This window comes from Bradyrhizobium sp. Kon37 (genome assembly GCF_055807535.1).
Genome location: NZ_JBVVOY010000016.1, coordinates 156,500 through 175,609, shown reverse-complemented (window position 1 = coordinate 175,609; position 19,110 = coordinate 156,500). Strand labels below are relative to the sequence as shown.

At 65.1% G+C, this 19,110-nt stretch carries 17 protein-coding genes; 15 read left to right on the top strand and 2 right to left on the bottom strand.

All coding sequences use genetic code 11. The annotated features are described in order from the left end of the window. The first annotated feature begins 734 nt into the window (after nucleotides 1–734). On the top strand, nucleotides 735–2,459 hold the full coding sequence (ilvD, locus tag AC0L3J_RS26260) for a dihydroxy-acid dehydratase (protein WP_247289703.1): 1,725 nt from the start codon (nucleotides 735–737) through the stop codon (nucleotides 2,457–2,459). Beyond that, complete coding sequence (locus tag AC0L3J_RS26255) at nucleotides 2,446–3,267, top strand: tetratricopeptide repeat protein (protein ID WP_456764191.1); 822 nt, start codon at nucleotides 2,446–2,448, stop codon at nucleotides 3,265–3,267. Before ilvD ends, AC0L3J_RS26255 begins: the two co-directional genes overlap by 14 nt. Before the next feature lie 15 nt (nucleotides 3,268–3,282). Here the strand turns inward: AC0L3J_RS26255 and xth are convergent, their stop codons facing one another. Further along, the gene (xth, locus tag AC0L3J_RS26250; protein WP_247462342.1) at nucleotides 3,283–4,080 is read right to left on the bottom strand and encodes an exodeoxyribonuclease III; all 798 of its coding nucleotides are present in this window, start codon (nucleotides 4,078–4,080) and stop codon (nucleotides 3,283–3,285) included. A gap of 133 nt (nucleotides 4,081–4,213) precedes the next feature. On the opposite strand from xth, the gene AC0L3J_RS26245 reads away from it, so the two are divergent. Next, entirely contained in the window at nucleotides 4,214–6,544 is a 2,331-nt protein-coding gene (locus AC0L3J_RS26245) for a hybrid sensor histidine kinase/response regulator (RefSeq protein ID WP_473348802.1), read from the top strand. Between the two features lie 9 nt (nucleotides 6,545–6,553). Here the strand turns inward: AC0L3J_RS26245 and erpA are convergent, their stop codons facing one another. Continuing rightward, nucleotides 6,554–6,883: an iron-sulfur cluster insertion protein ErpA gene (gene erpA / locus AC0L3J_RS26240; protein WP_007610737.1), complete on the bottom strand. Its 330-nt coding sequence runs from the start codon at nucleotides 6,881–6,883 to the stop codon at nucleotides 6,554–6,556. A 134-nt stretch (nucleotides 6,884–7,017) separates the two neighbouring features. Between erpA and AC0L3J_RS26235 the strand changes: the two genes are divergently transcribed. The 12 genes from AC0L3J_RS26235 to surE all read left to right on the top strand — a co-directional run bounded on the left by AC0L3J_RS26235 (nucleotide 7,018) and on the right by surE (nucleotide 19,107). Next, complete coding sequence (locus AC0L3J_RS26235; RefSeq protein WP_473348801.1) at nucleotides 7,018–8,226, top strand: deoxyguanosinetriphosphate triphosphohydrolase; 1,209 nt, start codon at nucleotides 7,018–7,020, stop codon at nucleotides 8,224–8,226. Nucleotides 8,227–8,235: 9 nt separating this feature from the next. Further along, nucleotides 8,236–10,026 carry an arginine--tRNA ligase gene (gene argS, locus AC0L3J_RS26230; protein WP_473348800.1) on the top strand — a complete coding sequence of 597 codons (1,791 nt, stop codon included), beginning with the start codon at nucleotides 8,236–8,238 and terminating at the stop codon, nucleotides 10,024–10,026. A 142-nt stretch (nucleotides 10,027–10,168) separates the two neighbouring features. Beyond that, the gene (locus AC0L3J_RS26225; RefSeq protein ID WP_473348806.1) at nucleotides 10,169–11,785 is read left to right on the top strand and encodes an SPOR domain-containing protein; all 1,617 of its coding nucleotides are present in this window, start codon (nucleotides 10,169–10,171) and stop codon (nucleotides 11,783–11,785) included. A 45-nt stretch (nucleotides 11,786–11,830) separates the two neighbouring features. Continuing rightward, entirely contained in the window at nucleotides 11,831–12,859 is a 1,029-nt protein-coding gene (nagZ, locus tag AC0L3J_RS26220) for a beta-N-acetylhexosaminidase (protein WP_473348799.1), read from the top strand. Further along, nucleotides 12,856–13,695 carry a segregation and condensation protein A gene (locus AC0L3J_RS26215; RefSeq protein WP_007590654.1) on the top strand — a complete coding sequence of 280 codons (840 nt, stop codon included), beginning with the start codon at nucleotides 12,856–12,858 and terminating at the stop codon, nucleotides 13,693–13,695. Before nagZ ends, AC0L3J_RS26215 begins: the two co-directional genes overlap by 4 nt. A gap of 21 nt (nucleotides 13,696–13,716) precedes the next feature. Next, the gene (scpB, locus tag AC0L3J_RS26210; RefSeq protein ID WP_473348798.1) at nucleotides 13,717–14,469 is read left to right on the top strand and encodes an SMC-Scp complex subunit ScpB; all 753 of its coding nucleotides are present in this window, start codon (nucleotides 13,717–13,719) and stop codon (nucleotides 14,467–14,469) included. Between the two features lie 166 nt (nucleotides 14,470–14,635). Next, nucleotides 14,636–14,872, top strand: a complete 237-nt coding sequence (locus AC0L3J_RS26205; protein WP_473348797.1) for a twin-arginine translocase TatA/TatE family subunit — start codon at nucleotides 14,636–14,638, stop codon at nucleotides 14,870–14,872. An 89-nt stretch (nucleotides 14,873–14,961) separates the two neighbouring features. Then, nucleotides 14,962–15,501 (top strand): Sec-independent protein translocase protein TatB, encoded by a 540-nt coding sequence (gene tatB / locus AC0L3J_RS26200; RefSeq protein WP_473348796.1) that lies wholly within the window; start codon nucleotides 14,962–14,964, stop codon nucleotides 15,499–15,501. Then, nucleotides 15,498–16,310 carry a twin-arginine translocase subunit TatC gene (tatC, locus tag AC0L3J_RS26195; RefSeq protein ID WP_473348795.1) on the top strand — a complete coding sequence of 271 codons (813 nt, stop codon included), beginning with the start codon at nucleotides 15,498–15,500 and terminating at the stop codon, nucleotides 16,308–16,310. Before tatB ends, tatC begins: the two co-directional genes overlap by 4 nt. Before the next feature lie 137 nt (nucleotides 16,311–16,447). Further along, entirely contained in the window at nucleotides 16,448–17,779 is a 1,332-nt protein-coding gene (gene serS / locus AC0L3J_RS26190) for a serine--tRNA ligase (protein ID WP_473348794.1), read from the top strand. Nucleotides 17,780–17,872: 93 nt separating this feature from the next. Further along, on the top strand, nucleotides 17,873–18,235 hold the full coding sequence (locus AC0L3J_RS26185; protein ID WP_473348793.1) for a hypothetical protein: 363 nt from the start codon (nucleotides 17,873–17,875) through the stop codon (nucleotides 18,233–18,235). A 104-nt stretch (nucleotides 18,236–18,339) separates the two neighbouring features. After that, nucleotides 18,340–19,107, top strand: a complete 768-nt coding sequence (gene surE / locus AC0L3J_RS26180) for a 5'/3'-nucleotidase SurE (protein ID WP_473348792.1) — start codon at nucleotides 18,340–18,342, stop codon at nucleotides 19,105–19,107. Nucleotides 19,108–19,110 lie beyond the last annotated feature (3 nt).

Here is a 19,110-nt window from a genome sequence, read left to right as displayed (position 1 = left end):
GCGGTTTTCCTGCGTGTGCTTTCGCGCAGCGGACCGCGGGTGCCAGCCGGCACCCGGCCTTCCCTGCGCCCTCTTGGCTTTGAGGGTGGAGTGACGAAGCAAAGCTCGGGCGAAATGCGTCGCGAGGCTGCGAAGGCGTGTCTACAATTCAAGATGCGAGCTGGAAGAGTGGCGCTACTGCCTCATGCTCCGTCATTGCGAGTGCAGCGAAGCAATCCAGTCTGCCGCCGCGGGAAGATTCTGGATTGCTTCGCTCAGTTCGCAAAGACGCTTTGAGAGAGTGCGCGCCACACGCCACCCTTGCGTCTCCGGTGCGTAGCGCAGAGGCCTTTGCAGCGCGTAGGGCACGCGCGGGGAGATGATGAAGGCGGCGACTCACCCTGGCTGCGCCTCGTCGTCGCGCCGAAGTTGCGGCGCAGGCACGTACTTGAAGCCTGAAGTTGCGGATTGTCCTCCTGCCGGGGGTATCGCAGTAAGCTCCAATCGTGTCCTGCCGGCCACGATTGTGCCGTCCGTGCAACACCTGTCACGGATTTAACCATCATCTCTGTCCGTTCGCATCGACGCCGCTTTTTGGCCACACCCGGACATGAATAAAATCACTCGAATGTTTTAGCGGCAGCGGTGGTCCTGGAAGGCGACGGGAAATCCCCAAGGTCGATTCAAAAGGTCGATTAAAATCTTGGCTCTGATTTTTCGGGTCTGAAAGGGTTGGCCGGGGAAACTGGTTGGCGATGGACGCGAAGAGCAACATCAAGCAGAGGCTGCCGAGCCGTCACGTGACGGAAGGCCCTGCGCGCGCGCCCCATCGGTCCTACCTCTACGCCATGGGTCTGACCACCGACCAGATCCACCAGCCCTTCGTCGGCGTCGCCTCGTGCTGGAATGAGGCCGCGCCCTGCAACATCTCCCTGATGCGCCAGGCGCAGGCGGTTAAGAAGGGCGTCGCATCCGCCGGCGGCACGCCGCGGGAATTCTGCACCATCACCGTGACCGACGGCATCGCCATGGGCCATGACGGCATGCGCTCCTCGCTGCCGTCGCGCGAATGCATCGCCGATTCCGTCGAACTGACGATCCGCGGCCACGCCTATGACGCCCTCGTTGGCCTGGCCGGCTGCGACAAGTCGCTGCCGGGCATGATGATGGCGATGGTCCGCCTCAACGTGCCCTCGATCTTCATCTATGGCGGCTCGATCCTGCCCGGCAATTTCCGGGGCCAGCAAGTCACCGTGCAGGACATGTTCGAAGCCGTCGGCAAGCACTCGGTCGGTGCGATGTCGGACGAGGATCTCGACGAGATCGAGCGCGTGGCGTGCCCTTCGGCGGGTGCCTGCGGCGCCCAGTTCACAGCCAACACGATGGCGACGGTCTCCGAGGCGATCGGCCTGGCGCTGCCGTACTCGGCCGGTGCTCCGGCACCCTATGAAATTCGCGACGCCTTCTGCATGACCGCGGGCGAGCAGGTCATGGAGCTGATCGCCCAAAACATCCGGCCGCGCGACATCGTCACCCTCAAGGCGCTGGAGAATGCCGCCGCCGTCGTCGCCGCGTCGGGTGGCTCAACCAATGCTGCGCTGCACCTGCCGGCAATCGCGCACGAGTGCGGCATCAAGTTCGACCTGTTCGACGTCGCCGAAATCTTCAAAAAGACACCGTACGTCGCGGATTTGAAGCCAGGCGGCCGTTATGTCGCCAAAGACATGTTTGAAGTAGGTGGCATACCGCTTCTGATGAAGACGCTGCTCGACAACGGATTTCTCCACGGTGACTGCATGACCGTCACCGGTCGAACGATCGCCGAAAACCTCAAAAGCGTGAAGTGGAATCCGCACCAGGACGTGGTGCACCCGGCAGACAAACCCATCACCGTCACCGGCGGTGTGGTTGGTCTGAAGGGCAATCTGGCGCCAGAAGGTGCGATCGTGAAAGTCGCGGGAATGTCCAACCTCAGGTTCACCGGTCCGGCCAGGTGCTTCGACCGTGAGGAGGATGCTTTCGAGGCCGTCCAGAAGCGCACCTACCGCGAAGGCGAAGTCATCGTGATCCGCTACGAGGGGCCCAAGGGCGGTCCCGGCATGCGGGAAATGCTCCAGACCACCGCGGCGCTGACCGGCCAGGGCATGGGCGGCAAGATCGCGCTCATCACCGACGGCCGCTTCTCCGGCGCCACCCGCGGCTTCTGCATCGGCCATGTCGGGCCGGAAGCCGCCATCGGCGGCCCGATCGGGCTGCTCGAGGACGGCGATATCATCGAGATCGACGCGGTCGCCGGTACCCTTAACGTAAAATTGAGCGACCAAGAGCTTGCCCAGCGCAAGACCAAATGGACCGCTCGCGCGACTAACCACACGACGGGCGCGCTCTGGAAATATGCTCAGCAGGTTGGACCAGCGGTCGGTGGGGCAGTGACCCATCCGGGCGGCGCGCACGAGAAACAGTGCTATGCGGACATCTAGGCGTACCATCGTTGCGTTTGTGTTGGGGGCTACTGCGCTGGCCGCGCCGGCGCTCGCCTTTGACGGCGCACCCGTCAGCCAGAAGGATGCGACCATCCCGGTGGTCACGACCTTGCCGGGCGCAGCAGGCAAGGTGCGCAATGTACCGCCAGTCGTGCCCCAGGAAACCTCGCTCAGCGCCCTGCAATATGCCGCGGAGGGTGGCCACCCCATCGCGCAGTGGAAGCTCGGCCGCATGTACGCCAATGGCGACGGCGTCGCCCAGGACGATGTGCGTGCGTTCGAGTATTTCACCCGCATCGCCAACGCGCACGCCGAGGACAGCCCGTCGGCGCCGCAGGCGCAGATCGTCGCCAACGCCTTTGTAGCGCTCGGTCGCTATTATCTCAGCGGCATCCCGAATTCGAAGGTCAAGCCGGACCAGGAGCGGGCGCGGGAGATGTTCTCCTATGCCGCGTCCTATTTCGGCAATGCGGATGCGCAATACGATCTCGCCCGCCTGTACCTGAAGACACCGGACGCTTCGCGCGAGGATTTCCGCTACGGCGCACGCTGGCTTGGGCTTGCCGCGCAGAAGGGCCAGCACGAAGCCCAGGCGCTGCTCGGCCAGATGCTGTTCAACGGCGACCGCCTGCCGCGGCAGGCCGCGCGCGGCCTGATGTGGCTGACGCTGGCGCGCGACAGCGCAGGCAGCGACGAGATCTGGATCAAGGAAAACTACAACCGCGCCTTCGCAAAGGCCTCCGACGATGATCGCGCCATGTGCCTGCAGATGCTGGAGCAGTGGGTGCAGGGCCGCCGGGAGTAAGTGGTTGAGGCGGCCTCACGCCGCCTCAAGATCGAGATCCGCCCACACCGGCACGTGGTCCGACGGCTTCTCCCAGCTGCGCACATAGCTGTCGATGCCGACATTGGCGAGCCGGTCGCTGGCCTGTGGCGACAGCAGCAGATGGTCGATCCGCAGGCCATGGTTCTTCTGCCAGGCGCCGGCCTGGTAATCCCAGAACGTGTAGAGCCCGGGCTCGTCGGTGACGGCCCGAAGCGCATCGGTCAGGCCGAGGCCGAGCAGGGACTGAAAACTCTCCCGCGTCTCGGGCTTGAACAGGGCGTCCTCGGTCCAGGCGGCGGGATTATGGACGTCCCGGGCATGCGGAATGACGTTGAAGTCGCCTGCGAGGATCAGCGGCTCCTCGGTCTTGAGGCGCTCCTTCGAATACTCAAGAAGCCGCGACATCCATTTGAGCTTGTAGGGATATTTCTCGGTCCCGACCGGGTTGCCATTGGGCAGATAGAGGCAGGCGATGCGCAGCACGCCGCGCTTGAGCGTCACCACGCCTTCGAGGAAGCGGGCATGGGCGTCCTCGTCGTCGCCGGCAAGCCCCGATTTGGTCTCGTCGAACCTGAGCTTCGAGAGCAGGGCGACACCGTTGAACGTCTTCTGCCCGTGGGTGACCACGTTGTAGCCGAGCGCCTCGATCTCCAGCCGCGGAAAGGCCTCGTCGACGCATTTGATCTCCTGGAGGCAGACGATGTCCGGCTGGCACTCCTTCAGCCAGGTCAGCAGCAGGTCGATCCGCTGCCGGACCGAGTTCACGTTCCAGGTGGCTATTCTGATGGGCATCTTGGCGGCTCCGGGCAGGGGCCATGGTTAGAACAAAATGCAAACGCGGCCGTCAAGGACGCTGCGAAATCTCCCACAAAATTAACCCGGCTTAAGTCGGGCCTGGGCCATTGATCGTGAAAAGGTTTTTCGAATGGGACGGCCGGCCAAATCCATGAAGCGAACCGAGCCCCGCGACGGGTTGATCGGCGCGTTCCTGTACTGGCTCGGCGGCTACGAGATCGAGGACGGCCTGACCGCCGGTCTCAGCGAGCGCGAGCTGAGCCGCATCCGCGCCAAGCAGATCGACGCGGTGATACGGCTGATCCCGGTGACGATGGCCGTCACCATGCTCAACGTCGCGGTCGTGCTGGTCCTGTTCTGGGGCCGTGGCTGGAACGACTTTCTCGCGATCTGGGGCATGACCCTCGCGACCGCCGCCTCGCTTGCGGTGCGCGCGTGGCGGCGCTCCCACCAAAGCCCGCCGCAGGAAGCCTCGCCCCGCGCCGCGCGGCAGATGTTGCGGCAGGCGTTTTTCCTCGCCGCAATCTGGGGCACGCTGCCAGTCGCGCTGTTCAGCCGCATCGAGCCGACCAGCCAGCTCGTCCTGGCCTGCCTGATGGTCGGCATGATGTCCGGCGGTGCCTTCACGCTCTCGACCTTCCCGCGCGCGGGCCTGGTCTATCTCGCGACGACGACGATCGCCTGCGTCGCGGCGCTGCTGTTGTGCGGCACCGGGCCGTATCTCGTGACCGCGGTGTTTCTGCTGCTGTTCGCGTTCTTCATGGCGCGCAACATCGTCTCGCAAGGCAATCTGTTCCTCGGCAATCTCAAGGCCCAGCTCGAGCTCGAGCGGCAGACCGAGATCATTTCGCTGTTGCTGAAGGATTTTCAGGAGAATGCCAGCGACTGGCTGTGGCAGACCGACGCCGAGGGGCATCTGGTCGACGTGCCCGAGCGCTTCGCCGCCGTCGCACAGCTGCCGCTGCCGCTGCTGAAGGGCGCGCATTTCGCCGACGTGCTCGACATGCTGTGCCCCGAAGACAAGAGCGCGGCCTACAACGTCGTCGGCCTGATGGAGCACGCCGAACCGCTGCACGAGATGAACCTCAAGGTCGTCGCCGGCGGCGAGGCGCGGCTGTGGTCGCTCACTGCGAAGCCGGCCTACGACCGCGACGGTCAATTCCTCGGCTATCGCGGCTTCGGCCGTGACGTGACCGAGCGCTGGCGCGCGGAAAAGGCTGAGGCCGAGAGCCGCGCCAAATCGGATTTCCTCGCGGTCATGAGCCACGAGATCCGCACGCCGATGAACGGCGTGCTCGGGCTTGCCAGCATGCTGCTGGAGACAAAGCTCGACTCGGAGCAGCACGAGGTTGTCACGTCGATCCGCGAATCCGGCGACAACCTCCAGCGCATCCTCAATGACATCCTCGACCTCTCCAAGCTCGAGGCCGGGCGCTTCGCGTTCGAGGTGATCGACTTCGCGCCGCAGGCGCTGGTCGAGGCAGTGGCGACCGTCGTGCGCGCGAGCGCCAAGAGCAAGGGGCTCGCGGTCAGGGTCGAGTTCGATCCCAACTTGCCGCCTACGCTGCGCGGTGATGTCGCGCGTATCCGCCAGGTTCTGCTCAATCTCGCTTCCAACGCGGTGAAGTTCACCGACGAAGGCGAAGTCACGATCACGGCCGTCTGTCAGGCCCGCCGCGATCTGCTCGCCACCGTCGAATGGAGCGTGACCGACAGCGGTATCGGCATCGCCCCCGAGAAGCTCGGCCAGCTCTTCTCCGACTTCGCCCAGGCCGACGCCTCGATCAGCCGCCGCTTCGGCGGCACCGGGCTTGGGCTTGCGATCTCCCGGCGCATCATCGAGCAGATGGGCGGCACCATCGGCGTCACCTCGACGCCGGGCGAAGGCTCGACCTTCCGCTTCACGCTGGTGCTGCCGTGGAGCCAGGTGCAAACGTCCGATCACGACGCAGGCCGCGAGGAAGCCGACGATCTCAAGGCGCGCATCGCGGGCCTCGACCGACCGCTGAAGGTGCTGGTCGCCGAGGACGACGCCGTCAACCGCATGGTCGTGAGCAAGATGCTCGGTGCCTTCGAGGTCGAGTTGCGCGTCGTGACCGACGGTGTTGAGGCCGTCGCGGCCGTGTCCGAAGGCGATTACGATATCGTGCTGATGGACGTGCGCATGCCCGAGATGGACGGCCTTGCCGCGACCCGCGCGATCCGCGCCGAGGGCGGACGCTTCGCGGCCTTGCCGATCATCGCGCTGACCGCCAATGCCTTTCCCGAGGACGTCAAGATCTGCCGCAAGGCGGGGATGTCCGACTTCCTCGCCAAACCGCTGCGCAAGCCGGCGCTAGTTGCTGCATTGCTGCGCGCGCTGGACGGCCAATGGGTGTCGGAGGACGCACCGCTTCAGCCAGAGCAGATGCCGCTCGAGGCGGACTGGACGGACGAGGAAAGGCAGATCACCGGCGCTTAGCCGGCGACGTCAGATCGAGAAGCTGGTCCCGCAGCCGCAGGACGCCGTGGCGTTCGGATTGTTGACGCGGAACGAGGCGCCGATCAGATCGTCGACGAAATCGACCTGCGACCCCGCCAGGAACGGCTGCGAGGCGGAATCGACCAGCACTACCGCATTGTCCTGCTCGATCACGAGATCGTCGTCGGTGCGGGCACGGTCGATGTCGAACTTGTACTGGAAGCCGGAACAGCCGCCGCCCTCGACCGAGATCCGCAGCATCGCGCCAGACCCTTCGCCCTTGAGGATCTCCCCAATCCGGCGTGCGGCCTTGTCACTGATGGTCACGTCAGTCGTCATCGTTCGTCTCCGATAGGCCCGCGGGCACACTAAAGTCACCTGAGGGTCGCTTGCCCAATTCAGTTGGTATCCCGCGTCCGGCATAGTTAAGTGCCACCATACGCAGAATCAAATGGATAGGGACTAAATTCGCCGTGTCCGTCGGAATGGCTGCCCCCCACGCGCTCTATGCCTGCGATCCCGAACGCAGTCGCGGCCGGTTGGTCGCGGAACCGCCGAGCCGGACCCGCAGCCCGTTCCGGCGGGATTGCGACCGGGTCATCCATTCCACCGCGTTCCGCCGGCTGAAGTACAAGACCCAGGTGTTCGTGTTCCACGAGGGCGATCACTACCGCACCCGGCTGACCCATTCGCTGGAGGTGGCGCAGATCGCCCGGGCGCTGGCGCGGCAGCTCGGGCTGGACGAGGACCTCACGGAAACCCTGGCGCTCGCCCACGATCTTGGCCATCCGCCGTTCGGGCACGCCGGCGAGCGGGCGCTGGACGCCTGCCTGAAGGATTTCGGCGGCTTCGACCACAACGCCCAGACGCTCCGCGTCGTTGCCGCGCTGGAACACCGCTATCCCGAATTCGACGGACTCAACCTGACCTGGGAATCGCTGGAGGGCATCGTCAAGCACAACGGCCCGCTGACCGATCGCAGCGGTGAGCCGGTCGGGCGTTATCGCGAGCACGGCATTCCCGTCGGCATCGCCGACTACATCAAGACCTACGATCTCGAATTGTGGAGTTTCGCCTCGCTGGAGGCACAGGTCGCCGCAATCGCCGACGACATCGCCTATGATGCCCACGACATCGACGATGGCCTGCGCGCCGGCCTGTTTCACCTCGACGACCTCAAGGTGATGCCGCTGACCGCGGAGATCATCGCCGAGACGTCTGCGCATTATCCCGATCTCGAAGACGTCAGGCGCGGCGCCGAGCTGGTGCGCGAGCTGATCTCACACTTGATCGGTGCCGTGTTCGCCGAGGCGCAGACAAACCTTGCCGCCGTGAAACCGCAATCCGCGCAGGACGTGCGCCAGCAGAGCCGGGCACTGATCGCGTTCCCCGCCGCGGTCGCCGAGGAGGAGGCCGCCATCAAGCGCTTTCTCTATCAGCACATGTACCGCCACAAGCGGGTCATGCGGGTGATGGGCGAGGCGGAACAGATCCTGTTCGACCTGTTCGCAAAATACCTGACATCGCCGGCCGAGCTGCCGCCGGAATGGCTGGTCGGGGCGGAGGCGGACAACGAGGGCGACCGGGCTCGGCGGATCGGCAATTTCATTGCCGGAATGACCGACCGTTTCGCCCTGACCGAGCACCAGCGGCTCTTTGACTCGACCCCGGATTTGCGTTAGGCGGCGCCCATGCCCGAGACATCCTCATCCCTGCATTTGTTCGCCGACGTGCTCGCGCGCGTGCACGTCGTCTGCCACGCGCTCGCGGCGGAATCCAACTGGCCTGAGGGCATCGATTTCTCGCGCGTGGTGGTCGAGCCGCCGCGCGATGCCTCCCATGGCGACATGGCGACCAACGCGGCCATGGTGCTTGCGAAAGAGGCAAAGGCAAAGCCGCGCGACCTCGCCGAGCAGATCGCCGAACGGCTGCGCGCGGACCCGCTGATCACGAAGGTCGACGTCGCCGGTCCCGGCTTCATCAACCTGACGCTGAAGCCGGCCGCATGGGCCGAGGCACTGCGGACCGTGCTGCGCGAGGGCGCCGATTACGGCCGCGTCCGCGGCGGCTCCAAGGTCAACGTCGAATACGTCTCGGCCAACCCGACCGGGCCGATGCATGTCGGCCATTGCCGCGGCGCCGTGTTCGGCGACGCGCTGGCAAGCCTGCTCGAGTTTGGTGGCCGTGACGTCACCCGCGAATATTATATCAACGACGCCGGTGCCCAGGTTGACGTGCTCGCGCGCTCCGCGTTCCTCAGATATCGCGAAGCGCTGGGCGAAGACATCGGCGCGATTCCGGAAGGCCTTTACCCCGGCGACTATCTGAAGCCCGTCGGGCAGGCGCTGGCCAAAGAGCACGGCGACAAGCTCCTCGCCATGAGCGAGGGCGCGTGGCTGCCGGCGGTACGCGCCAAGGCGATCGCGATGATGATGGACGAGATCAAGGACGATCTTGCCGCGCTCAACATCCGCCACGACGTGTTCTTCTCCGAGCGCTCGCTGCTGGACGCCGGCAACAACAAGGTCGCCGAGACCATCGATTTCCTGCGTGCCAAGGGCGACATCTACCAGGGCCGTCTGCCGCCGCCAAAGGGGGCCCCGGCCGAGGATTGGGAAGACCGCGAGCAGTTGCTGTTCAAGGCGACCGCCTATGGCGACGACGTCGATCGCCCGCTGATCAAGTCGGATAATTCCTACACCTACTTCGCCGCCGACATCGCCTACCACAAGAACAAGTTCGACCGTGGTTTTGCGGAGATGATCGACGTCTGGGGCGCCGACCATGGCGGCTATATCAAGCGCATGCAGGCGGCGGTGAAGGCGACGACCTCCGGCAAGGGGGCGCTCGACGTCAAGATCGTCCAGCTCGTGAAGTTGCTGCGTAACGGCGAGCCGGTGAAAATGTCCAAGCGGAGCGGGGACTTCGTCACCTTGCGTGAGGTGGTGGATGAAGTCGGCCAGGACGCCGTCCGCTTCATGATGCTCTACCGCAAGAACGACGCGGTGCTCGACTTCGACCTCGCCAAGGTCATGGAACAGTCGCGCGACAACCCGGTGTTCTACGTGCAATACGGCCACGCCCGCGGCCACTCGATCTTCCGTAACGCCCGGGCCGAGGTGTTCCCGGAACTCCCGGAGGAAACGGAAAAGCGCATCGCCTGGCTCGGTGACTCGGCGGTGGAACGGCTGTCGGACCCGGCTGAGCTCGAGCTTCTTAAGCGGCTCGCAATTTTTCCGCGCATGCTGGAAGCGGCAGCAAGCGCCCACGAGCCGCACCGAATTGCCTTCTATCTCTATGACTTAGCGAGCGAATTTCACGCACTTTGGACGAAGGGGCGCGATTTGCCCTATTTACGCTTCATTATCAATAATGATGCAGATCTAACGAAGGCGCGGCTGGCCATGGTCCAGGGCGTCGTCTCTGTCCTGGCATCGGGCCTCGCCATCCTCGGCGTCCATGCTCCGGACGAGATGCGGTAGTTTGGGGCGAACTACTTAAGGGGAATTTGTGGGGGTAACCGGCAGAAGCCGGATCGCTTAGACTTGGTTGAAAGCCTTGTGGGTCGAAAGCCGTGCCTTGGTCGAGGGGCGCGCGGCTTTCCCGAAGGGACGCATCATCACGATGGCCGAACGATATCAGGACAGACCGTTTCCTTCCGATGACTATGGTCGCGGTGGCGATCAGCATGGGGGCGGCGATCCCTTGGCCGAACTTGCCCGCTTGATCGGGCAGACCGATCCGTTCGCAGCGCAAGGGCGGCCGGGCGTGCACCCGCCTGCAGCACCTGCGCCTGCCCAGAGCTATCAGGACGACGGCTATCGCCAGGACGACTATCGCCACGACGATGACCAGCAGGACTATGCTGAGCAGGCCCCACCGCCGCCGCCCGGGCCACCCTCATGGATGCGGCGCGCCAATGTGCAGCCGCAGACGGCGCCAGCTGAGCCTGCCTATCCCGCTTCCGTAAACCCGGTTCATCCACTGCATCGGTATTCAGCCCAGCCGACTGCGCCCGAGCCCGAACCTGACTTTCGTCAGCCGCAGGCCTATCCGGATCAGGCCTATCAAGCTCCTGCTTATCAAGCTCCTGCTTATCAAGCTCCTGCCTATCAGGATCAGGCCTACCAGCAGCACGATCAGGCTTACCAAGAGCAAGCCTATCAGCAGCAAGCCTATCAGCAGCCCGATCCGGCGCGCTACGACGATGCGCTCTACGGACGGCTGGAGGCGGGCGAGCAGGACTACCAGCGCGATCCCGCCTATCCCGACGATCCTTACGCGTTCCAGAGCGACTATCCCGAGGCCGATCTCGACGAGCCGAAGAAGCAGCGCGGCGGCATGATGACCGTGGCGGCGATCCTGGCGCTCGCCGTGGTCGGGACCGGCGCTGCGTTCGCCTACAAGACCTATGTGGGCTCGCCCCGCAGCGGCGAGCCGCCGATCATCAAGGCCGACAACACGCCGACTAAAATCGTGCCGGCACCGTCGGACTCCTCAGCCAAGGTGCCGGACCGCATGGTCACCGGAGATGGCGCCGAGAAGATCGTGCCGCGCGAGGAGGCGCCTGTCGACGTCAACGCCAAGGCGGGAGGTCCCCGCGTGGTGTTCCCGCCGCTGAACCAGAACGCGAACCCGCCGCCGGTCGCGAGCGTGTCGCCTTCCAGCATTCCGCTGTCGAGTGCGGGACCGAATCCGAGCAACGGCACGCTGCCGAACAATTCGCCGCGCGCGATCAGGACCGTGGCCGTGAAGGGCGATCAGACCGACGCCACGGCGTCGCAAGCCGCCGCCGTCGCGAAGCCGGCAGCTCCGCCGAAGCCCGTTGCGGCACCCGCTGCACCGCGCACGCCGCCGACCTCGGCCAATGCCAGTGCCAATCAGCCGCTCTCGCTGGCGCCGCAATCGGCGCCGGCTGCGGAGCCGCCGCAGCGGATGGCTGCGACCAATCCGACGCAAATTGCGCCCGCGAGCAGCGGTGGCGGCAGCTACGTCGTGCAGGTCTCCTCGCAGCAGACCGAGGATAGCGCTCACGCCTCCTACCGGGTCCTTCAGGGCAAGTACGGCAGCGTGCTCGGCTCCCGCGCACCGGTGGTCAAGCGGGTCGACCTGACCGACAAGGGCAAGGGAATCGTCTACCGCGCCTTCGCTGGGCCCTACGGCTCGCTCGAAGAGGCCAACCAGGCCTGCAACAGTTTGAAATCCGCGGGCCTGTCTGCCTGCTTCGTCCAGAGGAATTAACGGCCGTTTCCTTGACCCTCTCGCGGGTCGGGGTTAATCGGCCGTATGAGCACGCGGGCCTTCATTACCGGCGTTTCCGGAACGGAACTAACCGCCGCCGAGCGGGAGTTTATCCGCAGCGAACGCCCATGGGGTTTCATCCTCTTCAAGCGCAACGTCGAGACGCCGGCTCAAGTTGCTGCACTCGTTGCGGAATTGCGGGCGGTTGCGGGCTCTCCTGATGCCCCTGTCCTGATCGACCAGGAGGGCGGCCGGGTGCAGCGCCTAGGGCCGCCGCATTGGCCGATCTATCCGCCAGGCGCTATTTTCGCGGGCCTCTATGATACTGATTCGGCGCTCGGGCTGACCGCGGCGCGCCTCAGCGCCCGGCTGATCGCGGCCGATCTCGCAGATCTCGGCATTACCGTGGATTGCTTGCCGCTGGCCGACGTGCCGGTGGCTGGCGCCAACGCCGTCATCGGGAACAGGGCTTACGGCACCGAACCGGGCAAGGTCGCCGCGATCGCCCGCGCGGTCACCGAGGGCCTGGAACAGGGGGGCGTGTTGCCGGTCCTCAAGCACATCCCCGGCCATGGCCGAGCTACGGCCGATACCCATTTCAATCTGCCGAATGTCGACACGCCGCGAGACGAGCTGGATCGCACCGACTTCGCGGCGTTCAAGCCTTTGGCGGATTTGCCGATGGCCATGACTGCACATGTTGTGTTTAGCGCGGTCGACCCCGCCCATCCGGCGACGACATCTGCGACAATGATCGCCGAGGTGATTCGCGGCACAATCGGGTTCCAGGGTTTGTTAATGAGTGATGACGTGTCGATGAATGCGCTGTCGGGCAATATCGCCGAGCGGACCCGCGCCATCTTCGCGGCCGGTTGCGACATGGCCCTGCATTGCAACGGCAACATCGAGGAGATGCGTGAGGTCGCCGGCCAGACACCCGAACTGGCGGGCAGGGCGCTGGAGCGGGCGAATGCCGCGCTCGCGGCGCGCAAGGGACCGCAGCCGTTCGATCGCGCGGCCGCACGCGCCGAACTGGACGCATTGATCGCACGGGCAAACACGGCATCGGCATGACCGCAGAAATCCTATCGTTCGAAACCGGGCGGCCCGCAGAGCTCGCCGAGGGTGAGCCGGCGTTGGTGGTGGACGTCGAGGGCTACGAGGGTCCGCTCGACCTGTTGCTCGCACTGGCGCGGCAGCAGAAGGTCGATCTCGCCAAGATTTCGATCCTGGCGCTGGCCGACCAATATCTCCACTTCATCGAAGCCGCGCGAAAGATCCGCCTCGAGCTTGCCGCCGACTATCTCGTGATGGCGGCCTGGCTCGCCTTCCTGAAATCGCGCCTGCTGCTGCCGGAGCCGCCGAGTGCGGAAGGCCCCAGCGCGGAGCAGATGGCGACGGCGCTCGCCAACCGCCTGCGCCGGCTGGAGGCCATTCGTGAAGCCGCCAACCGGCTGATGAACCGGCAGCAATTGCTGCGCGATATCTTCCCGCGCGGCGAGCCCGAGCAGATCGCCGAGATCAAGCATCCGAAATACACCGCAACGCTCTATGACCTGCTCACCGCTTATGCCGCGCAGCGCCAGTCGCGCGTGCTGGCGAGCGTGCATCTGGCCAAGCGCACGGTGTGGTCGCTCGCCGAGGCGCGCGCCACGCTGGAGCGGCTGGTCGGCAGCATCAGCGAGCAGGACGATTGGGGCGTTCTCGACGATTTTCTGCTGCAGCACGTCGCCGATCCGACGCAGCGCGCGACGGTGCTCGCCTCGAGTTTCGCGGCTGCGCTCGAGCTGGTGCGCGAAGGTCAGCTCGAGCTGAATCAGAAAGAGGCGTTTGCGCCCATCTATTTCCGGAAGGGGCGCCCCAAGCCGGTCATGGACGCAGCTCCTGCGCCCGATGCGCCGGTCGCTTAAGTGCAACAAGGAGAATCTGCCATGGCAAGCCTGGCTGAAGTGCGGGTAGAAGAGGCCGAGCCGATGGAGAACGAGTCCCAGGCACGTCCCGAAGAATTGCGGCTGCTGGAAGCGCTGCTGTTCGCTTCGAATGAACCGCTGGACACCGCGACGCTGGCCAAGCGCATGCCCGAGGGCGTGGACGTGAAGGCTGCGCTCGAGCAGTTGCAGGCCGACTATTCCCTGCGCGGCGTGAATCTCGTGCGGGTCGCCAACAAATGGACCTTCCGCACCGCGGGCGATCTCGCCTGGCTGATGACCCGCGAGAGCACCGAGACCCGCCGCCTGTCGCGCGCCGCGATCGAAGTGCTGGCGATCATCGCCTATCACCAGCCGGTGACGCGCGCCGAGATCGAGGAGATCCGTGGCGTCGTCACCTCGAAGGGCACGCTGGACGTGCTGCTGGAAACCGGCTGGATCAAGCCGCGGGGGCGTCGCAAGACGCCGGGCCGTCCCTTGACCTTCGGAACCACCGAGGACTTCCTGTCGCAGTTCACGCTGGAACAGCTCGGCGATCTGCCGGGTCTGGAGGAGCTGAAGGGCACGGGCCTGCTGGATTCGCGCCTGCCGACCGGATTCAGCGTGCCGACGCCGTCGGATGACCCGACTTTGCGTGAGGACGAGGATCCGCTGGAGCCGGGCGAGGACCTTGATCTCGCGCTGGCGCCTGCTGTCGAGCCCGAGACGCCGCCGGAAGGCGGCCATGAGGGTGGCGTGGGCGGCAGCGAGGACTGACGTCCGGGCCTTTTAGTGGCCCCCTGCGACCAGTTAACACTAGCAAAATTACGTAGCGCCAACAGCGAATTGGCGTTGCCTTGGTCCTTGTTTTTGACACCTGCCAAGCCTAGGTTTCGGTGAAGATCGGCCGGTCCCCGGCCATGCGCGTTTGGAGGGTTGCAGGATGGGTTCACTCAGCATTTGGCACTGGGTCCTGGTGATCGCAGTGGTCCTGCTGCTGTTCGGTCGCGGCAAGATTTCGGATCTGATGGGCGACGTGGCGCAGGGCATCAAGGCGTTCAAGAAGGGCATGCAGGACGACGATAAGGTCGCCGACAAGCCCGAGCCGGCCAAGTCCATCGAGCACAACAATGCCGCGCCGACCGCGGCACGGTCCGACGCCGGCAGCAAGGCCGTCTAAGCCAGAGAGCACGCGAGACGCGGGTAGCGGACCCGATCCTGCGCGCGAGGGATTGGGCCGGCTTGCTGCTGGCGTGAACGGAAGACCTCATGTTCGACATCGGGTGGAGTGAACTGGTCCTGATCGGGGTCGTGGCCCTGATCGCCATCGGCCCGAAAGAGCTGCCGGGCGTGCTGCGCATGGTCGGGCAGTGGATGGGCAAGGCGCGCAAGATGGCCGCCGAATTCCAGGGGCAATTCCAGGAAGCGATGCGCGAGGCCGAAATGGCCGACCTCAAGAAGAGCTTCGATGAGGTCAAGGAAGCGGCTTCCGGGTTCGCCGGCAATAATCTGATGACCTCGCTCCAGAAGGACGTCAGCGACGCGCTCCGCGTCGATGCGCTGGACAAGCCGGCCGAGACCTCGACCACCGCCGATCTCGAATCGCCGGCGACTTCAAGCGACTTGCCGGCGACGCCCACCACACCGGAAGCGCCGACGCCCGAGACCTTCGTGGAAGCCGAGGCACATGCGGCCGTGAACGAGCCGCTCGCCATCACCCGTGAGGTCGAGCAGGCGCAGATCACTCAGGCTTCGGTCACCCAGGATACTGCGCCGGCCGACGCCATCAAGGACGCCAAAGCGTCATGAGCGCCGCCGATATCGAGGCCAGCAAAGCTCCCCTGATGGACCATTTGATCGAGCTGCGTTCGCGGCTGATCAAGGCGCTGCTCGGATTCGGCATTGCCTTCATCTTCTGCTTCTTCTTCGCCAAGCAGATCTACAACGTGCTGGTCTGGCCGTTCGTGTGGGTCGCGGGTCCCGAGAACTCGAAATTCATCTACACCGCGCTGCTGGAATATTTCATCACCCAGCTCAAGCTGGCGCTGTTCGGCGCCGGCTTCATCTCGTTTCCGATCATCGCGACGCAGATATACAAGTTCGTCGCTCCGGGTCTCTACAAGCACGAGAAGCAGGCCTTCCTGCCGTATCTGGTCGCGACCCCGTTCTTCTTCGTGCTGGGCGCAGCACTGGTCTATTTCGTCGTGCTGCCGATGCTGGTCCGCTTCTCGCTCGGCATGCAGCAGGCCGGCAGTGACGAGACCGCGCAGATCCAGCTGCTGCCCAAGGTCGGCGAATATCTGTCGCTGATGATGTCGCTGATCTTCGCCTTCGGCATCGCCTTTCAGCTTCCGGTGATCCTGACGCTGCTCGGCCGCATCGGCATCGTCACGGCGAAAATGCTGCGCGAGAAGCGCCGTTATTTCATCGTCGTCGCCTTCGTCATCGCGGCCGTTCTGACCCCGCCCGACGTGCTCAGCCAGTGCTCGCTCGCGGTCCCCTTGCTTTTGCTCTACGAGGGCTCGATCATCGCGGTGGGGATCGTGGAGAAGAAGGCGGCAGCTTCAAAGGCCAGTACCGGCACTGACGTGTCGACGCCGGCAAATCCGGCGGAGTAGGGCGCTTTCGCTCTATCATAGCGCTGCTCAGCCCATGATTCGTCATGCCCGGGCTTGACCCGGGCATCCACGACTTGATCTAAGGCGGCAGACACGTGGATGGCCGGGATAAACCCGGCCATGACGGGAAGACAGCCATGCACGACATCAAATCGATCCGCGACAACCCGCAAGCCTTCGACGCCGGCCTCGCACGACGCGGCCTGAAGCCGATGTCGGCGTCGCTGCTCGCGATCGACGAGAAGCGCCGTGCGGCGATCCTAGCGTCTGAGCAGGCGCAGGCGCGGCGCAATGCGGCCTCGAAGGAAATCGGCGATGCCAAGAAGGCCAAGGACGAGGCGCGCGCGGCGAAGCTGATGGCGGAGGTCGCCGAGCTCAAGACCACCATGCCGGAGCTCGAGGCGACCGCGAAGGCTGCCGACGAGGAGCTGACGAAAGAGCTGTCCGCGATTCCGAACATCCCGTTCGACGAAGTGCCCGATGGCGTCGACGAGCACGGCAACGTTCAGCACCATGTGTTCGGCAACAAGCGCAATTACGGCTTCGCGCCGAAGCTGCACGACGATCTCGGCACCGCGCTCGGTGACATGGATTTCGAGGCAGCGGCGAAACTCTCGGGTGCGCGCTTCGTCGTGCTCAAGAAGGGGTTGGCGAGACTGGAGCGCGCGCTCGGCCAGTTCATGCTCGACCTGCATACTAACGAGCACGGCTACACCGAGATCAATCCGCCGCTGCTGGTGCGCAACGAGGTGATGTTCGGCACCGGGCAGTTGCCGAAATTCGAGGACGATCAGTTCTGGGCGATCAGGGGCGAGCTCCTGGCCGCGCCGGACCCGGAGCGGCTGATGACCGAGCGCCTCGGCCTCATCCCGACCGCCGAGGTTGCCCTCACCAACCTCGTCCGCGAATCCATCCTCGACGAGAAGCAGTTGCCGATGCGGCTCACCGCATTGACGCCGTGCTTCCGCGCGGAGGCGGGTGCGGCCGGGCGCGACACCCGCGGCATGATCCGGCAGCACCAGTTCACCAAGGTCGAGCTGGTCTCGATCACGACGCCCGAAATCAGCAAGGACGAGCTGGAGCGGATGCTGTCCTGCGCTGAGCAGGTGCTGCAGAAGCTCGACCTGCATTATCGCGTGATGACGCTGTGTGCGGGAGATATGGGTTTTTCGTCGCAAAAAACCTATGACATCGAGGTCTGGATGCCGGGGCAGGGCGAGGGCGGCATGTTCCGCGAGATCTCGAGCTGCTCGGTCTGCGGCGACTTCCAGGCCCGCCGGATGGACGCGCGCTCGCGCGGACCCGACGGCAAGCCGCGTTTCGTGCACACCCTCAACGGCTCCGGCACTGCAGTTGGCCGCGCGCTGATCGCCGTGATGGAGACCTATCAGCAGGAGGACGGCTCGATTGCGGTCCCCAGTGTGCTCCAGCCCTATATGGGCGGGCTGAAGGTGGTCGCACGCGACTAGGCGCGTCCAATCTGAAGCGGTCGAAACGTTTGGTTGCGAAGCTCGGGCGGCCGGTTATCCTGCCGGCCACCCGACAACGCGAACCGATCGTTCATGGCCTTGCACCGCGACATCTTCTGGGTCGGCAGACAATGGGCGGTGACGGGTGCCGGCATCCAGGCTGTCGATCAGCGGCTGCGTGGCGTGCTCGACATCGAGATCACGCGGCTCTGGGACGACGATCTGGTCCAGAGCCGGCGGGCCAAGCCCGGTGTGAATGCCGCGGATTTCGACCAGGCACTGACGCTGGCACGCGAACGCTTTCCGCAGGCGCCGGTGGCGGACCCGTTCGTCGCACAGTTGGAGGCGCTCGGCGTCATCGAGGCTCCCATCGTGAGCCCGGTCGTGCCGGCGATGAAATTGCACGCGGAGGGTCGGCTGGCGCGCTTCCTGCCGCAATGGCGCGTTCGCCGGTAGCGGCCCAAGCCGGGACCGGCAGCCCGCCCCGATCGGCCGGTTTGCCTGATCGACCCCGGCCGGATAAGACGGCTCAGACCCCGCTTCAGGAATCGACCTTTCCCATGCGCATTCTCTGCACCAATGACGACGGCATCCACGCCCCGGGCCTCAAAGTCCTGGAGGAGATCGCGCGCGCATTGTCCGATGACGTTTGGGTGGTCGCGCCTGAGCTCGACCAGTCCGGCGTGTCGCATTCGCTGTCGCTGAACGATCCCCTGCGCCTGCGCGAGGTCGGACCGCGGCACTTTGCGGTGCGCGGCACGCCGACCGACTGCGTGATCATGGGCGCGCGCCACATCCTCGGCGCCAAGCTGCCCGATGTCGTGCTGTCCGGCGTCAACAAGGGCCGCAATGTCGCGGAGGACGTGGTCTATTCCGGCACCATCGCCGGCGCGCTGGAGGGCACCATCCTGGGGCTGCCGTCTTTCGCCCTGTCGCAGGAGTTCAGCGTCGAGACCCGCGACCGGCCGCTGTGGGACACGGCCCGCAAATTCGGACCCGAGATCCTGCGCAAGGTGATCGCCGCCGGCATCCCGAAGGACACCGTCATCAACGTCAACTTCCCGGCCTGCGCGCCGGAGGATGTGCTCGGCATCCGCGTGACGCGACAGGGCAAGCGCAATCTCGGCTTCCTCAAGATCGACGAGCGCAGGGACGGCCGTGGCAATCCCTATTTCTGGATCGGCTTCGAGCGTACCGCGATGATGGATACCCCGGCCGACGGCACCGATCTCGCGGCGCTGCGCGAACGCTACGTCTCCGTCACGCCGCTCAGGCTCGACCGGACCAACGAGGCGTTTTCGGAGGCGCTGAGTGCGACGCTGAAGTAAGTC

Excerpts from the sequence above, each read along its gene's own strand:
- ilvD (WP_247289703.1), top strand. The coding sequence starts at position 735 with ATGGACGCGAAGAGCAACATCAAGCAGAGGCTGCCGAGCCGTCACGTG.
- AC0L3J_RS26255 (WP_456764191.1), top strand. The coding sequence starts at position 2,446 with ATGCGGACATCTAGGCGTACCATCGTTGCGTTTGTGTTGGGGGCTACT.
- xth (WP_247462342.1), bottom strand. The coding sequence starts at position 4,080 with ATGCCCATCAGAATAGCCACCTGGAACGTGAACTCGGTCCGGCAGCGG.
- AC0L3J_RS26245 (WP_473348802.1), top strand. The coding sequence starts at position 4,214 with ATGGGACGGCCGGCCAAATCCATGAAGCGAACCGAGCCCCGCGACGGG.
- erpA (WP_007610737.1), bottom strand. The coding sequence starts at position 6,883 with ATGACGACTGACGTGACCATCAGTGACAAGGCCGCACGCCGGATTGGG.
- argS (WP_473348800.1), top strand. The coding sequence starts at position 8,236 with ATGCCCGAGACATCCTCATCCCTGCATTTGTTCGCCGACGTGCTCGCG.
- AC0L3J_RS26225 (WP_473348806.1), top strand. The coding sequence starts at position 10,169 with ATGGCCGAACGATATCAGGACAGACCGTTTCCTTCCGATGACTATGGT.
- nagZ (WP_473348799.1), top strand. The coding sequence starts at position 11,831 with ATGAGCACGCGGGCCTTCATTACCGGCGTTTCCGGAACGGAACTAACC.
- AC0L3J_RS26215 (WP_007590654.1), top strand. The coding sequence starts at position 12,856 with ATGACCGCAGAAATCCTATCGTTCGAAACCGGGCGGCCCGCAGAGCTC.
- scpB (WP_473348798.1), top strand. The coding sequence starts at position 13,717 with ATGGCAAGCCTGGCTGAAGTGCGGGTAGAAGAGGCCGAGCCGATGGAG.
- AC0L3J_RS26205 (WP_473348797.1), top strand. The coding sequence starts at position 14,636 with ATGGGTTCACTCAGCATTTGGCACTGGGTCCTGGTGATCGCAGTGGTC.
- tatB (WP_473348796.1), top strand. The coding sequence starts at position 14,962 with ATGTTCGACATCGGGTGGAGTGAACTGGTCCTGATCGGGGTCGTGGCC.
- tatC (WP_473348795.1), top strand. The coding sequence starts at position 15,498 with ATGAGCGCCGCCGATATCGAGGCCAGCAAAGCTCCCCTGATGGACCAT.
- serS (WP_473348794.1), top strand. The coding sequence starts at position 16,448 with ATGCACGACATCAAATCGATCCGCGACAACCCGCAAGCCTTCGACGCC.
- AC0L3J_RS26185 (WP_473348793.1), top strand. The coding sequence starts at position 17,873 with ATGGCCTTGCACCGCGACATCTTCTGGGTCGGCAGACAATGGGCGGTG.
- surE (WP_473348792.1), top strand. The coding sequence starts at position 18,340 with ATGCGCATTCTCTGCACCAATGACGACGGCATCCACGCCCCGGGCCTC.